17 protein-coding genes and 1 tRNA gene are annotated in these 15,330 nt (G+C 32.0%); 9 read left to right on the top strand and 9 right to left on the bottom strand.

Annotated features, from left to right (window positions below; all coding sequences use genetic code 11):
* Positions 1–15 precede the first annotated feature (15 nt).
* From thsB to C5F47_RS08530, 3 genes are all read left to right on the top strand, one after another.
* Entirely contained in the window at positions 16–1,638 is a 1,623-nt protein-coding gene (thsB, locus tag C5F47_RS08540; protein WP_179360648.1) for a thermosome subunit beta, read from the top strand.
* 44 nt (positions 1,639–1,682) lie between these two features.
* Entirely contained in the window at positions 1,683–2,546 is an 864-nt protein-coding gene (locus C5F47_RS08535; protein WP_179360647.1) for an ROK family protein, read from the top strand.
* A gap of 78 nt (positions 2,547–2,624) precedes the next feature.
* Positions 2,625–3,299 (top strand): hypothetical protein, encoded by a 675-nt coding sequence (locus C5F47_RS08530; RefSeq protein WP_179360646.1) that lies wholly within the window; start codon positions 2,625–2,627, stop codon positions 3,297–3,299.
* On the opposite strand, the gene C5F47_RS08525 is transcribed toward C5F47_RS08530, so the two are convergent.
* The 5 genes from C5F47_RS08525 to C5F47_RS08505 are packed head-to-tail and all read right to left on the bottom strand — an operon-like array spanning position 3,296 to position 6,798.
* Positions 3,296–3,556 carry a DUF2024 family protein gene (locus C5F47_RS08525; protein ID WP_179360645.1) on the bottom strand — a complete coding sequence of 87 codons (261 nt, stop codon included), beginning with the start codon at positions 3,554–3,556 and terminating at the stop codon, positions 3,296–3,298. The two genes, C5F47_RS08530 and C5F47_RS08525, sit on opposite strands and share 4 nt — an antisense overlap.
* Before the next feature lie 6 nt (positions 3,557–3,562).
* Positions 3,563–3,925: a hypothetical protein gene (locus tag C5F47_RS08520; RefSeq protein ID WP_246271089.1), complete on the bottom strand. Its 363-nt coding sequence runs from the start codon at positions 3,923–3,925 to the stop codon at positions 3,563–3,565.
* Positions 3,926–3,927: 2 nt separating this feature from the next.
* Positions 3,928–5,451: a glutamine-hydrolyzing GMP synthase gene (gene guaA, locus C5F47_RS08515; protein ID WP_179360643.1), complete on the bottom strand. Its 1,524-nt coding sequence runs from the start codon at positions 5,449–5,451 to the stop codon at positions 3,928–3,930.
* A 4-nt stretch (positions 5,452–5,455) separates the two neighbouring features.
* On the bottom strand, positions 5,456–6,025 hold the full coding sequence (locus tag C5F47_RS08510) for a hypothetical protein (RefSeq protein ID WP_179360642.1): 570 nt from the start codon (positions 6,023–6,025) through the stop codon (positions 5,456–5,458).
* A gap of 35 nt (positions 6,026–6,060) precedes the next feature.
* Positions 6,061–6,798 (bottom strand): 6-hydroxymethylpterin diphosphokinase MptE-like protein, encoded by a 738-nt coding sequence (locus C5F47_RS08505; protein ID WP_179360641.1) that lies wholly within the window; start codon positions 6,796–6,798, stop codon positions 6,061–6,063.
* A gap of 33 nt (positions 6,799–6,831) precedes the next feature.
* On the opposite strand from C5F47_RS08505, the gene folP reads away from it, so the two are divergent.
* The 3 genes from folP to C5F47_RS08490 are packed head-to-tail and all read left to right on the top strand — an operon-like array spanning position 6,832 to position 9,663.
* Entirely contained in the window at positions 6,832–7,680 is an 849-nt protein-coding gene (gene folP, locus C5F47_RS08500; RefSeq protein ID WP_179360640.1) for a dihydropteroate synthase, read from the top strand.
* Positions 7,681–7,729: 49 nt separating this feature from the next.
* Positions 7,730–9,160 carry an IMP dehydrogenase gene (gene guaB / locus C5F47_RS08495; protein WP_179360639.1) on the top strand — a complete coding sequence of 477 codons (1,431 nt, stop codon included), beginning with the start codon at positions 7,730–7,732 and terminating at the stop codon, positions 9,158–9,160.
* Positions 9,161–9,195: 35 nt separating this feature from the next.
* On the top strand, positions 9,196–9,663 hold the full coding sequence (locus C5F47_RS08490; RefSeq protein ID WP_179360638.1) for a hypothetical protein: 468 nt from the start codon (positions 9,196–9,198) through the stop codon (positions 9,661–9,663).
* On the opposite strand, the gene pheA is transcribed toward C5F47_RS08490, so the two are convergent.
* Both pheA and C5F47_RS08480 read right to left on the bottom strand, forming a co-directional pair.
* Positions 9,660–10,475, bottom strand: coding sequence for a prephenate dehydratase (pheA, locus tag C5F47_RS08485; protein WP_179360637.1), 816 nt, complete (start codon positions 10,473–10,475; stop codon positions 9,660–9,662). The genes C5F47_RS08490 and pheA overlap by 4 nt on opposite strands.
* Before the next feature lie 3 nt (positions 10,476–10,478).
* Positions 10,479–11,030, bottom strand: a complete 552-nt coding sequence (locus tag C5F47_RS08480) for an exosome complex RNA-binding protein Csl4 (protein ID WP_179360636.1) — start codon at positions 11,028–11,030, stop codon at positions 10,479–10,481.
* Between the two features lie 87 nt (positions 11,031–11,117).
* On the opposite strand from C5F47_RS08480, the gene C5F47_RS08475 reads away from it, so the two are divergent.
* Both C5F47_RS08475 and C5F47_RS08470 read left to right on the top strand, forming a co-directional pair.
* Positions 11,118–12,194 (top strand): zinc-binding dehydrogenase, encoded by a 1,077-nt coding sequence (locus C5F47_RS08475; RefSeq protein ID WP_179360635.1) that lies wholly within the window; start codon positions 11,118–11,120, stop codon positions 12,192–12,194.
* 5 nt (positions 12,195–12,199) lie between these two features.
* Positions 12,200–12,799, top strand: coding sequence for a tetratricopeptide repeat protein (locus C5F47_RS08470; RefSeq protein ID WP_179360634.1), 600 nt, complete (start codon positions 12,200–12,202; stop codon positions 12,797–12,799).
* Here the strand turns inward: C5F47_RS08470 and dph2 are convergent, their stop codons facing one another.
* The gene (gene dph2 / locus C5F47_RS08465; protein ID WP_179360633.1) at positions 12,800–13,795 is read right to left on the bottom strand and encodes a diphthamide biosynthesis enzyme Dph2; all 996 of its coding nucleotides are present in this window, start codon (positions 13,793–13,795) and stop codon (positions 12,800–12,802) included.
* An 82-nt stretch (positions 13,796–13,877) separates the two neighbouring features.
* Between dph2 and C5F47_RS08460 the strand changes: the two genes are divergently transcribed.
* Complete coding sequence (locus C5F47_RS08460; protein ID WP_425489573.1) at positions 13,878–15,206, top strand: TiaS agmantine-binding domain-containing protein; 1,329 nt, start codon at positions 13,878–13,880, stop codon at positions 15,204–15,206.
* 1 nt (position 15,207) lies between these two features.
* Here the strand turns inward: C5F47_RS08460 and C5F47_RS08455 are convergent.
* A tRNA-Met gene (locus tag C5F47_RS08455) sits at positions 15,208–15,282 on the bottom strand.
* Positions 15,283–15,330: the final 48 nt, after the last annotated feature.

Raw genomic sequence — 15,330 nt, 5'->3', positions numbered from 1 at the left:
TGAAGCTGAATCTAAATGGCATCAATTCAACAAGGACCAAATGGACCTGTATTAGTACTCAAAGAGAGTGCTTTACAACAAAAAGGTAAAGATGCTCAACAAAACAATATTGCAGCCGCAAAATTAGTTGCACAATTAGTTAGAAGCAGTCTTGGACCTAGAGGCCTTGATAAAATGTTAGTTGATTCCTTAGGTGACGTTACAATTACAAATGATGGTGCCACAATTTTAAAAGAAATTGATGTTCAACACCCCGCAGCCAAAATGATGGTTGAAATTTCCAAAACTGTTGATAATGAAGTAGGAGATGGTACAACCTCTTCTGTAATTTTTGGTGGTGCACTATTGGCAAGAGCAGAGGATCTTCTAAACAAAGATGTACATTCTTCAACAATTATTGATGGATATCAAGCAGCATCCGATAAAACACTTGAAATTTACTCTCAACTGGCAAAGAAAATTCAACCTGATGATAAAGCATCTCTATTAAAAATTGCCACAACTAGTATGCAATCAAAATTAATTTCTGAAGATAGTTCATTCCTTTCAAAAATTATTGTTGATGCCATTCTTAGTATTGCTACAAAGAAAGGTGACACTTATTCTGTTGATCTTGAAAATATCAAAGTTGAAAAGAAAGCAGGCGGCTCAATTGATGATACACAAATTGTAAAAGGAATTGTTTTGGATAAAGAAATTGTTCATAGTGGAATGCCTACAAGAATTGAGAAAGCAAAAATTGCATTACTAAATTCTGCATTAGAAATTGAAAAAACTGAACTAAGTTCCGAAATCAGAATTACTGATCCAACACAAATGCAGATGTTCTTAGAAGAAGAAAATAGAATGCTAAAATCTATGGTTGACAAATTACATGATGTAGGAGTTAATGTCTTAATCTGTCAAAAAGGAATTGATGATATTTCACAACATTATCTTGCAAAATATGGAATTATGGCAGTACGTCGTGTAAAAGAAAGTGATATGATTAAACTTTCAAAAGCTACTGGCGGACGTGTAATTAGTAATCTTGATGATCTTTCAGAAAATGATCTTGGTCTTGCAGATTTAGCTCACCAAAAGAAAGTTGAGTCTGATAAATGGGTGTTCATTGAAGGATGCAAACATCCACAGTCTGTTACCATGTTAATTCGTGGTGGAACACAAAGAGTAATTGATGAAGTTGACCGTTCAATTCATGATTCTTTGATGGTCGTAAAAGATGTCATTGAAAAACCAGCAATTGTAGCCGGTGGCGGTGCTCCAGAAGCATTTGCAGCCTCATTACTCAAAGATTGGGCTGATAATTTTGATGGAAGAGAACAACTTGCAATTAAAAAATATGCAGAAGCACTAGAAACAATTCCTCTAACTATTGCTGAAAATGCTGGAATGGATCCAATTGATACTATGGCTAACCTTAGAGCAAAACAAAACCAAGGTCAAAAATGGACTGGAATTGATGCTAAAAATATGAAGATTGCAGATATGATGGGAATCAATGTGGTCGAACCAATTGTAGTTAAAGAACAAATTATCAAATCTGCAACTGAAGCAGCATGTATGGTTCTTAGAATCGATGATGTTATCGCTATATCTGGAGCTCCAGGTGGCGGCGGTATGCCTCCAATGGGCTAAAATTTTAGATAAAGCTTAAGCGTTTTAATTTTTGTTAATAACTGATGTACAAACTTGGTATAGATTTAGGTGGTACAAAAACTGAAGCTGTTCTGATAGATGAAAATCTAAAAGTAATTAATAAAAAAAGAATTCAAACTCCTCAAAATAATTATCAAAAAATTTTAGATTCAATTACATCTTTAGTAAACGAAATATCTAAAAATGTAGAAAACTATTCCATTGGAATTTGTACACCTGGAGCAATCTCTAAACAAACTGGGTTGATCAAAAACAGCAATACTCAATGTCTGATTGGAAAATCATTCCAAGAAGATTTAGAACAAAATCTTAACCAAAAAATTTCTATGGAAAATGATGCAAATTGTTTTGCAATGGCTGAAGCAACAATGGGTGCTGCTAAAGATTTTGATTTAGTATTTGGTGTTATTTTAGGAACAGGTGTAGGTGGTGGAATTGTAATTGATAAAAAACTATACCCAGGAAGAACCAACATAGGAGGAGAATGGGGGCATCATACACTTCATCGTGAGGGCAATTCGTGCTATTGTGGGAAATGTGGATGTGTGGAGACCTACATTAGTGGTCCTGCACTTGAAAATCAATGGAAAAAATTAACTGGAGAATCAAAAATACTTCCAGAAATTATTATGGATTTAGATAATGAAAATGGAAAAAAATGGAAAGATGAATTTTTAGAAAATTTTGGGTATGGTCTTGCAAACGTAATTGATATTTTAGATCCAGATGCTGTTGTTTTAGGTGGTGGATTATCAAATATTGATTTTTTGTATACTGAAGGAAAAGAATCCGTTCACAGTAAAGTATTCTCAGATTTAGTTGATACGCCAATTTTGAAAAATCAATTAGGTGATTCAGCAGGTGTTTTTGGCGCCTGTATGTTGTGATGTATTATTCCAATTTGGAATCTCTTTGTCAAAAAAATTGTAGATTGTAGATATATCTAATTAAATTTATTCAGTATTATGAAAAAATTATTCCCAAAAATCTCATTCGTACTTTTTTCATTTATTTTACTATTACAAATTAATACAGTTTATGGTAATGAAGAATTACCTATTGTCACAATTGATTTTCTTTCAGGAGACACGATAGATTTAGATAAAAATTCCCAAATGATTAGAGCTAATATTCAAATACAAAACTATAATCCTCAAGATGGATATCATTTCATGCAAATTATTAGATCAAGTGATGGTGAAATAATCAAAACAACTGAAATTTTTCCAAAATTTGTAGATGATGATTTGTTTACTGTTCAAATCTTACATTATCTTGAACCTGATGCAGATGAAGAATCTCTTGTAGGATACTATGATATGAGAATTTTTTCAGAATTTGGAACAAGTGAAAAAACATCTACATTTTCTGTAATCAAATCAAGTATGCCTGAATTATTTATCCAAAATTCGACTGAAACAATACCAATTCCAGTTGAAATACAAGAAGAAGAATCTGAAAATAATTCGCAGGTAGAATCATTACAAATTGATAATTCTGAGCAAACTGAATCTAAAATTCCTGTATGGGTTCACGATATTTTTGTCTGGTATGCAGATGAAACTATTTCAGAAAATGAACTATTAGTTGCAATTGAATATCTTATTTCACAAGGAATTCTAGACGTAAATTCAAATTAATTTGGACATCCTTCCATTTTTGAAATAGAATATCCATCTGTCATTATTTCAATTTCCATATCTTCTGGAACTGATTGAGTATGACAAAACTTACATTCTTTTGTAGTGACTATTGCTGATTCTTCCCCAATTGATTTTAGCCATTCTTTTGCAAAACCTATTGCTTTTTCAACATCACTATTGTCAGTTACAACATCAAAATGCATTGTATGTCCATCTTTTGCTTTTACATATGAGTCAAAAACATGAAAATCCATATCTATCTATGGTGAATTCTCATTTTTAATTGATATGATTTTATCAACAATTTGATTTACATCTGCATCTAATTCAACACTTGCTAAAATTAATCCTGCACCACCAATTGGAATAGTTATTCTGTAAATTTTTTCATATTTAGCTAATGCATAGATTGGCTTTCCTATTTTATCGGCAGTTTTTTTCCTTGTAGACCATCGATAAACTGCTTGTGATAAGGACATTTCAGTTTCCTCTCTTGATAAGTGACTTTTTAATCCAGGTCGCATTTTATCATATAGCTCTCCAAAATCGTATATTCCTACATAACGAATATTTTTGTCACATTCTAAGATCTGCTCACAAATTTTTTCGTATTTCAATTCCATCACTATTGAGGTTCTATGGTTGCTGGAGGTTTACTTGAAATGGTATAGGTAACCCAAGTAACATCTTCAATCTCATTTGTTATCCTATTACTCATTTTTTCTAGTAATCCATGTGGTAATCTAGTCCAATCTGCAGTCATTGCATCAATTGAATCTACAACTCTAATCATGACTATATTTCCATATCTTCGTTCATCTCCGACAACTCCTACTGCTCTGTCATCTCCTACTGCTGCATATGCCTGCCACACTTTTTCATACAGACCAGCTTCCATCAATTCATCTTCCACAATTTTACTAGCAACTTTACAAATTTCTAATTTAGTTGGTGTTACTTCTCCGATTATTCTAACTGATAAACCAGGTCCTGGAAATGGGTGCCTCATGAAAAGTTTTTCTGGCACTTGAAGAATTTTAGCAATTTTTCTCACTTCATCTTTATACAAATCTCTTAATGGTTCTAAAATTTCCAAGTTCAACCAATCTGGTAATCCTCCTACATTGTGATGCGATTTAATCACTGCAGCTGGTCCTTTTGATACTCCACTTTCAATTACATCTGGATATAGTGTGCCTTGTGCTAACCATTTGAAAGGTCCATTCCCTTCAGCAAATTCAGTAAAAACATGAATAAATTCTTCTCCTACAATTTTTCTTTTCTTTTCAGGATCTTCTATTCCTTTTAGTTTTCCAAGAAATGTATCTGTTGCATTTACTGCTGTAAAATTTACATTGAAATTATTTTTGAACATCTCTTCAACTTCTTTTTCTTCATTATACCGTAAAAGACCATTATTTACAAAAACACACTTTAGTCTATCGCCAATTGCTTTGTGAATTAACAATGCTACTACTGTAGAATCTATTCCTCCACTTACCCCACAAAGAACATTGCCATCAATTTTTGAAATTTTTTCAACTGCATTATCGATAAAACCTTCCATGGTCCAATCCTGTTTTGCCCCACAAACTTTTAACACAAAATTCTTGAGAATTTCTGTACCTTGTTCTGTATGTACTACTTCTGGATGAAATTGAATTCCATAAATTGATTTTTCTTCTGATGCAATCGCAGCTGCTTTGGCACTTTCTGTATGTCCAATTACTTTGAAACCATCTGGAATTTGCTCTGCTTCATCCCCATGACTCATCCATGCTCTAACTGATTCACCAACCCCATTTAGAAGATCTTTATCACTGTCAATTGTAAGTAATGAAGAACCATATTCTTTGTTTGCTCTCTTTACCTTTCCTCCATATTTGTTAACAATCAATTGATGACCATAACAAATTCCAAGTAATGGTAAATTCATATCAAAAATTTTACTTTCTGGAATTGGTGCATTTGAACTATAAACACTAGATGGACCACCTGAAAAAATTATTCCTGTTGGATTTAGTTTCTGCAATTCTTCATAACTAATATCGTATGGAACAAGTTCTGCATACACAGAAAATTCTCTGATTCTTCTACAAATCAAGTGACTATATTGTGACCCAAAATCTAAAACTACAATTTTATCCATACTATCACTTGTTTACATTTTCTAGCATTCGAGTTAAAGACCACCCTGCTGTGTTAATTAACTCATTTACTCTTTCTTTCTGTCTATAGTTTTTTATTATAATTTCTCTAATGTCTGCACCATTCTTATTTACAATGTAATCAATTACTGATTCTTTTTGGATTTTTCCATTTTCTGCTTCTACTGTATCTTTTCTTTTCATTTCACCAATAATTCTATCTAAGAAGAATGATTTGAAAGGTGGTGTGTCTGCATTTATCACAATCTCATTATCTAAAATTATGGAAACCTGATCTGGTGTAACAAATGCATTTGCAATGATTTTTCCATCATTGACTCTTTTAATTGGAATTGAATTTTTAACTGGTTTCTCTACAGTCTCAGGTTTAATTTCAACATCTTTTTGTTTTCCTAATTCTGAGGCTTTTGTGAAACTAGAGTCTTTTAAGAACAAGTCCAAAACAGAGATATTTTTTTCTAACATTTCTATACCCTCTTGATGTTTATCTATCTGTTCGATCAAACTTTCCTTCAAAGCAACAATCTCTTTTACTTGCTCTTCGGAGAATTTCATAATTTCATTAATCAGGGATGGGTATTAAATGCATTCTAGGTAATTATAATATCCAGTTCTTTGTATGATATTTTTTTGAATCCTTTAATTGCCTTTGACGTAGTAAATAATTCACATTTTGTAAATGTAGATAGCCATTTCAAAAGAGATTCCCCTTTTTTCAATTTCAATAATTTAATTTTCCTATCTCCTTTTTTAGTTTCAGAAAATTTCCCTATTCTTTCTCCAAAATCCATTCCAAATAAAATGATTTTATTTGCTTGAAAATGATTTGCTAAAAAAACTCCTCTATCTCCATCTGTAAAACCTCCAAAGTTTTCAATTTTACCAAACGGTGTAGTTTGGGTTGTTCCAGTACAATTTTTGAATTTTTTTACAATTTCCATTTTTTTTAAATTATCCCCATGTGCATGTACAACAAAAATTGATTTTGTTTTTCCAATTTTTTCAAGTACTTTTTCATCTCCATCTAAATCTGTTACAACAATATCTGGAATGATCCCATTTTCCACAAGTGGTTTAAGAGAACTATCTGCAGCTATTTTTACAATTTTTTTATATTTTTTTAATTTTGGAATAGCATATGATAAAGATGGCCCTGATCCAATAACTAAAACTGTTTTTCCTTTAAGTAATTTCATAATTTTTTTGTTTATATCAGATTTTTTTAAAATTGAATTTAAAATAATGGCTGATTCATTATCCATTTTTTCATTATACTTGAACTCTTTTAAAATCTCAGAGTATCTTTTCTTCCAACCTAAAATCATCATATCACTCAAATTGCATTAGATTTGATAAATCATGTGGCAAAAATTGCAAACGTAAGGGTAGGAGGAAAGAATCCTGTGCGTATTATGGGGATTCTTAATACAAGTCCTGAATCTTTTTACAAAAAATCTGTCAAAACTAACAAAATCAATATAAAAAATACAGTCAAACTAATGGAAGATCAAGGCGCAGATTTTATAGATATTGGGGGAATGTCTACTGCACCATATCTATCTACCACAGTTTCAGAAAAAACTGAATCAACGCGTATTCTTAATGCAATTACAATAATTCAAAATTCTTCAAATCTTCCAATATCCGTAGATACATGTAGAGCAAAAGTTGCAAAAGATGCTTTGGAATACGGGGTTGAAATAATCAATGATGTTTCTGGATTAAAATTTGATAAAAAAATGCAAGATGTTGTTTCGAAATTTTCTCCTTCACTAATTTTATGTGCATATGATTCTAAAACAGTTCTTGGAAATTCTGTAACTACCACCAAAAAACTACTTAGGGATAGTTTGAAAATAGCATTAAAATCACAAATCCCTTCAGATAAAATTGTATTAGATCCTGCTATTGGATTTTTTAGAAAAACTGGAAAGGGACCATTTTACACAAAAATTAAAACAGATTGGTTGGAAAGAGATCTATCTATATTAAAAAATCTAACTTCTGTAAAACAAAACTATCCTATCTTGATCTCGGTTTCTAACAAATCATTCATAGGGAAATTTCTAGGAAAAGATGATCCATCTGATCGACTATTTGGATCCATTGCAGCAGAAACTGTTTCGGTAATGAATGGAGCTGATATTGTTCGTACTCATAATGTTGAGGCCACTAAAGATGCTATAACGATCGCCTCTGCATTAAGATAAACAACACAAAGGCTTATAATCAATATTTTACTTTCTTAACAAGGTTTCATTGGAATTCAAAGAAGGATTAACTTTTGACGATGTTCTTCTCGTACCCAAATATTCTGATATTACTAGTAGAAGCCAAACAGATCTAACAACAAAGTTATCTCGAAATCTCTCAATTAACATTCCATTTGTGAGTGCAAATATGGATACTGTGACTGAATCATCTATGGCAGGTGCTATGGCGCGTGCAGGAGGAATAGGTATCATTCATAGATTTTTGACCATTAAGGAGCAAGCAAATGAAGTTCTCAAAGTAAAACGATCAGGCAGTGTAATGATTGAAAACCCATACTCAATTTCTGCAGATAAATCTATTGAGGACGCTTTAGATTATGCTGAAGATAAAGAAATCTCTGGACTCTTAGTAGTTGATTCTAATTCTAAATTGATAGGTATTGTAACTGAAAGAGATTTACTATTTGCAAATAAAGAAAATAAAATTAAAGATGTGATGACTAAAGATGTTATTACTGCAAAACTTGGAGTCACTTTAGAAGAATCAAAAGAAATTCTACATAAACATAGAATTGAAAAGTTACCAATTGTTGATGATTCAGGAATTGTTAAAGGTTTGATTACAAGCAAGGACATTACAAATAATGCTGATTTTCCAAATGCATCAAAAGATGGTAAAGGAAGACCATTGGTTGGAGCAGCTGTTGGAGTAAAAGGTGACTTTTTAGAAAGAAGTGAATCTCTTTTGGAAGCAGGTGCTGACGTACTTGTTGTTGATATTGCTCATGGACATAGTGAAAATGCAATTAGTACTGTTAAAAATATCAAAAAAGCATTTCCAAATTGTGAATTAATTGCAGGAAATATTGCAACTGCTCAAGGGGCTGAAGATTTGATTAAAGCTGGAGTTGATGCAGTAAAAGTTGGTGTAGGTTCTGGTTCTATTTGTATTACAAGAGTAATTACTGGTTCCGGTGTACCACAGTTAACTGCGGTAATGGATTGTGCAAAAATTGGCAATGATCATGGAATTCCAATAATATCTGATGGTGGAACAAGAACCTCTGGTGATGCAACTAAAGCATTAGCTTCTGGTGCTTCTACTGTTATGGTAGGTAGTATGCTTGGAGGAACTGATGAGTCACCAGGAACAGTATTGACTAAAAATGGTAAACGATTCAAAGTTTATCGTGGAATGGCATCATTAGCTGCATCTATTGGAAGAAAATCTAAAGAAACAGGCTCAATGTCACTAGATGATGATTTGAATGATTATGTTGCAGAAGGTGTTGAGGCAATGGTTCCATACAAAGGAACTGTAACTGATATTTTAAAACAGTTAACTGGAGGAGTACGTTCTGGTTTAAGTTACTGTGGTGCTCATACAATTCCCCAAATGCAAGAGAATGCAGAATTTATTAAAATGTCAAGAGCTGGATTTGCAGAAAGCCAGCCTCATGATGTATCATTGATGTAGATAATTTTTTAAGCAGTATCTAAAGTAATTTCATCATGCTTTCAAAAAGAACTATTATTGGATTAATAGTTGGAACTGCAATTATTGCAATTGGAGGTTATTCTTTACTTACTCATATTGGCACAATTACAATTCAGGAGGATTATACATTATCTGTAGGTGATTCAATTCCATATACAATTCCCGCTCCTGCTCATACACAACAATATATGAAAATTACAGGCGATGCTTTTGATCTAAAACTTCAAAGTCCTGGAGAAGGATTACAGATACCTAATACATCATACAAAAATGAATTAGACTTAGATTGGGTTCATTTAGAAGACGGTGAAACAAAAATCCTAGTTCAAAACACTGGTAATTCTGAAATATCTATTACTGGAGAATTAATTCGAAGTTCTGACCCAATTTGGTTCACTTTTGATCTTATGGTAATTACTTCTGGAATGGTAATCATTGGATTTAGTATGGGTTTTACTTTAAGAAAACCTAAAGGCTTTTAGCTTAATTTAGCAGATGGATAAGAACCTAAAATTTTCATAAATAAAGTTTCTTTCTTAATTTTATCTAACATTTCAGAAATTTTTCCATTGTTTTGGTGCCCTTCAAAATCTACATAGAAATTATATTCCCATGTATTTTCTTTTGTTGGTCTTGATTCAATCTTTGTCAGATTAACATTGTTTTTGTGAAAATTTTCAATTATTCTGAATAATGAGCCTGGTTCGTGTTTTATTGAGAATATTATTGATGTTTTATCATTACCCGTTTCAGACCTATTTGATTTTGATAGAATCAGGAATCTGGTATAATTGTTCAGATTGTTTGCAATATTATCTTGAATAATTGGCATATCGTATATTTTTGCTGCATCTTTACTAGCAATACATGCACAATTTGATTTGTTTAGTTCTTTTACCATTTTTACACTTCCTGCAGTATCATATGCTGGAATTGTTTTCATGTTATGTTCCTCAATAAATTTTCTACATTGACCTAAAGCTTGTGGATGAGAATATACTGTATCTATTTCATCAATTTTCCCAATTCCAATTAAACAATGTTCTATTCTATGATATATTTCACCTGTAGCGTTTAGGGAAGTTGAATATAACAAATCATAACTTTCTCCAACACTTCCTTCTATAGAATTCTCTACTGGTAAAACTGAATTTTGTGTAGTGTCATTTGAAGTACTTTCTAACACATCTGCAAATGTGGTTTTAGGAATTGTTTCAATCTGCTCATTGAAAAATGATTTTGCTGCAGCTTCACTATAAGCACCTCGTTCACCTTGGAACGAAACATGTATCATTTCTTAACCTCGTAAATTTACGAAATCACTATTTCCAAAGTTTGCAGAAAGTTTTCTCTCATCAATCCAAGCACAATCTGTACATTTTATTGCATCGCGCATTGGAACAACTTTGCCACCGCATTTTCTGCATTTAGTGAATAAAACCCCTAAATTTGGCTCACTAATTGTTGCATGAATAGTACCATTAAGGTGATTTAGAATTTTTAGTGTAACAATATCATTTACCAATGCAACATTTCGGATTCTCAAATTACGTGTTCCACAAACACACTCTACTTTTGAGGTTGTTGGCTTTCCATTAATGTAATCGATAGAAACAGCAATCATGGAAGACATCACTGCTGCAACTGTCCCAATAATAACATCGCCAACTTTAGGAATTGATAGAAGTTTTGGATGTTTTATGTTGGCAGTTCTTGCAATTTTATCTATATTTTTCTCTCCAACTGTTGCGGCTCTAACCATATCTCCATCATCAAAAGCATTGTCTCCCGCCTCATATTCTTCAATAGATGCTATTTTGTCTCCTGGAAATATTGCATTTTCAGACATAATGAGAATTTTGTATTTATGATTATAATTGTTTGTGGTTTAAAGGATCTTGATAAATCATATATCTTCAAGAATTTGATAAAAATCATGAAAGCGCTAGTATATGAAGAATATACTGAAAATGACGATTTTTCTAAAATCTTAAAAATTAAAGATATTCCAATACCAGAACCAAAATCTAATGAAGTAATCATCAAAGTAAAAACTGCCGCTCTAAATTATGATGACATTTGGGGAATGAGAGGAAAACCTTTGGCAATTCCACTACCACATATTTCTGGTACAGATGCAGCTGGCGAAGTCACTGCAATTGGAAATGATGTAAAAAATATCAAAGTTGGTGATAGGGTTGTTTCTCATGGTAATATGTCATGTAGAGTTTGCAAAAGATGTACAGCAGGTAGAGAATTCGATTGTAAAAAACGTACAATTTGGGGTTTTGAAACTGGTCCGCTTTGGGGTGGTTACTGTGAATATACTCATCTTCCAGAAGTTAATGTGGTAAAAATTCCTGATAGTGTTTCATATGATGAAGCAGCAGCCGCATCCATGACAATGTTAACTTCTTGGCATATGTTAGTTGGTAGAGCAAAAATTCAACCAGGTCAAATTGTTCTTGTGATGGGCGGAAGCTCTGGAGTTGGGAATTATGGAATTCAAATTGCTAAACTTTATGGATGTACTGTAATAGCAACTGCGAGTCCAGATAAATTGGATAAATTATTAGAACTAGGAGCTGATTTTGCAGTTGATCATAGGAAAGAAGATTGGCATAAAGAAGTAAGAGCAATTGCAAAGAAAATTCCTAAACCACTAGGAGATGCTCCGGGTGTGGATGTAATTTTTGAGCACATTGGAGGTTCACATTGGAACAAAGAATTGACTTTATTGAATTATGGTGGAACAATAATTACAACTGGTGCAACCACTGGGTATAACGCTAAAACCGATTTGCGTCACATTTTCTTTAAGGGGATCAATATTTTAGGCTCAACTCAAGGTACTAGAGCTGAATTAGAACAAGGATTGTATTGGATGTCCCAAGGAAAAATAAAATCTATCATTGACTCTGTTTATTCTTTAGAAAATGCTGCAGAAGCTCATACAAAAATGCTCAAAGGTAAAGGACTCTTTGGAAAAATTTTGATCAAACCAGAATCTTGATAAAAATGGATGATCCAAAAACAAATTCCGTTTTAGATGAGGGAAATAGATTATTTCTACAAGGGAAACTACGTGAAGCAATTACCTATTATGATAAAATTTTAGATGAAAATCCTAAACACATCAGTTCTCTTAATAATAAAGGATATGCCTTGAGTAAACTCAAAGAATTTGATAATGCCATAAAGTGTTATGATGCAGCATTAGAAATTTCTCCAGATGATATTTCTGTTCTAGTTAACAAAATATCTTCATTTCGAAAACAAGGCAATTTTGATAATGCTTTATCAATTTGTAATGACATTCTAAATAATAATCCAAAATATAATATTGCATTATATCATAAAGAACGAATTTTATTTTCTATGGGTAAATATGATGAATCCATTCAATGTTGTAATATAATTTTGAATGATTATCCAGAAAATGGGGATGTTTTATTTGATAAATCATGCAACTTTGCCTTGTTATCTAAAAATGATGATGCCTTATCTTTCCTAGAACAGGCTATTTCTCAAGGACTACAATACAAAATAAAAGCTAAAAAATCAAAAATCTTTGAAAAACTCTCTAATGATACTAGATTCAAAAAATTAATTTTGTAATTACAACCAGTGAGGAATTTCTAGATATTCGCCAATGCTTTCTTTTCGTAAAACTTTTAGAAGTGCATTAGCCTGTGGAGTAGACAATACTGGCTTGTCAAATTGATTATCTGTAGAAATTCTTGGGCAGGCAACCTGAATAAATGCATCAATCCCTCTAAGATTGTTTAATCTTTCATTTGTAATGTCTGTAAGTGCAAATAATTGAACTGATTTTCCCTCTTTTTCTAATTCTTTTTTGAATTTTAATCCAAATACTTTTGATAATTGTCCTTCTTTCAATCCAATAATTATTCCAAATGATTTTGCTTCTGCTGCTTTGAATATTGCTAGAGATGCTTTCTTTTTGAGTGAACGCGCAAATTCTGTCACTTCTCTTACTTCATTAAAATAAGGATCTAAAACAAATGTAGGCAAATTTGTTGATAATGCAATTCCTGCTGCATGAAAATTACTTTGTCCTAAAAATACATAAGCATCAACTTCTTTTTTTAATTCTGTTGCAGGGTAAAATTCACAACCAAATACTTGACCGTCATTTAGTTGTCCTTTTCCCTTTCCAATTTTTACTTTAATTCCATTTTTTGTTAAAATTTTTTCAACTTTATCCATTTGGTGTAAATGTTGACTGTCTGTGACAAGTGAAACTAGTTTTCCTTTTAAGATATCTGTACATTGTTCTGCAACACTATCAAATCCAACATCATCAAAAGCATCAATTAAAACTAAATTTTTTTCTAGTGCTTCTGTATTAATTGTATGTCCAATGTTAAATTGAATTTCAGCACCTAGAATTTTTGAACCTGTTGTATTCAAATCACAAGTTCCCCATGTAGTATCTGCTAAAACATATGCTGGAATGTCATATTTTGTCGAAATTTTAATTGCCATATCTTGAATTTGAGGTAGCATGCCATCTGGACCATTTAATGAAACAGATGCAGGGTTCTTTTCTTCAATTTCTTTGAAAATTCTTGCTTCATCTACTATGATCAATTCAGCTTGGAATGGCACGTTATTAATTTAAATCAACTGAAGGTTACAACAACTAAAAATGTCTAATCAATTAAAACAAGTCATGGAAAAGGAAACTATACTTAATGTAGGATTTGATGATACTGATTCCCCTAAAGGTATGTGTACCACCTTTTTAGCATACAAAATTGTTGATTCCCTCCAAAAACAAAAAACAGAATTTTTGGATTTTCCACGATTAATTAGGTTCAATCCTAACATTCCATGGAAAACTAGGGGAAACGGTGCAGTTTCTTTTAAAATAAAAACAAAAAATCCATCAAAAATTAAAAATCAAATTAAAAATCTTGTATCAAAATATTCTGATACTAAAAATGGTGCTAATCCGGGATTAGTATTTTTTGAAAGTGATAGTATCCCAACTGAATTTATTAAATTTAGTAAATTAGCTTTATGGCAATTAATTAATCGTAATAATGCAAAAACATTTGCTAAAAAAAATAATCTTGAGATTTATTATCAAGGAAATGGTCAAGGATTGGTTGGTGCTATAGGTGCAATAGGATATGATTTTGAAGATCATACATTGGAACTTTTAAGCTACCGTAAAAAACCAAAATTTGGTAAAGAAAGAAAAATTTCTACAGAGAGTGTAAAACATATGCAAGAAAAAACTTCTCCTAATACTTTCAATAGTTTTGACACTAAGAAAGGTCGAGTTTTAATAACTCCTCATGGACCTGATCCTGTTTTCTATGGAGTTAGAGGTGAAAATGTAGATTCTCTGTTATCTGCTACCAAAATTATCAAAACAAATGAAAAATTAGATGGATATATGATTTTCAAATCTAATCAAGGAACTGGAGATCATTTGAAAAATGAATTAAATTTTGAAAATATGAAACCTTATGCATCAGGGAAAATTTCTGGTGTTTTATCCAATAATCCAAAAATTGTAAAAGGAGGACATGTATTCTTTAAAATTATTTCTAAGAATCATGAATTTTGGTGTGCTGTTTACAAACCAACTGGTATGACTATAATTGCATCAAATTTACTAAAAGGAGATAAAATTAGTGTTGGTGGAGGAGTTAGAAAAGCTTCTAAACATTTTCCACGAATAATTAATCTAGAATTTATTGATATTATTTCACTAAAAAAGAACACTGTCCTATCAAACCCTCAATGTAATACATGTCACAAAAAAATGAAGTCAAAAGGCCAGAATCAAGGATTCCAATGTGTTCGTTGTGGAAGAAAAGCCTCTAAAAAAATCTCTATTGAAATTCCAAGAAAGATCAAAAAACAACTCTATCTACCGAAAATATCTGCACATAGGCATCTTACACGACCATTACAGCGAATTGGTATGAATAACAAATCTTCAAAATTTGATAAATCAATTTCATGGTTTTGTGTTTATAGAAACTAAGTAGCGGGGAGTAGATTTGAACTACTGAACTGCGGGTTATGAGCCCGCCGGGATGACCTGGCTTCCCCACCCCGCTGAACATAAATGAAGTTGAGCCGTATATACGCTTTATCAAATTCTTGAA

Source organism: Nitrosopumilus cobalaminigenes (assembly GCF_013407145.1).
Taxonomy (GTDB): domain Archaea; phylum Thermoproteota; class Nitrososphaeria; order Nitrososphaerales; family Nitrosopumilaceae; genus Nitrosopumilus; species Nitrosopumilus cobalaminigenes.
This window is presented reverse-complemented; position numbering and strand designations above follow the sequence as displayed.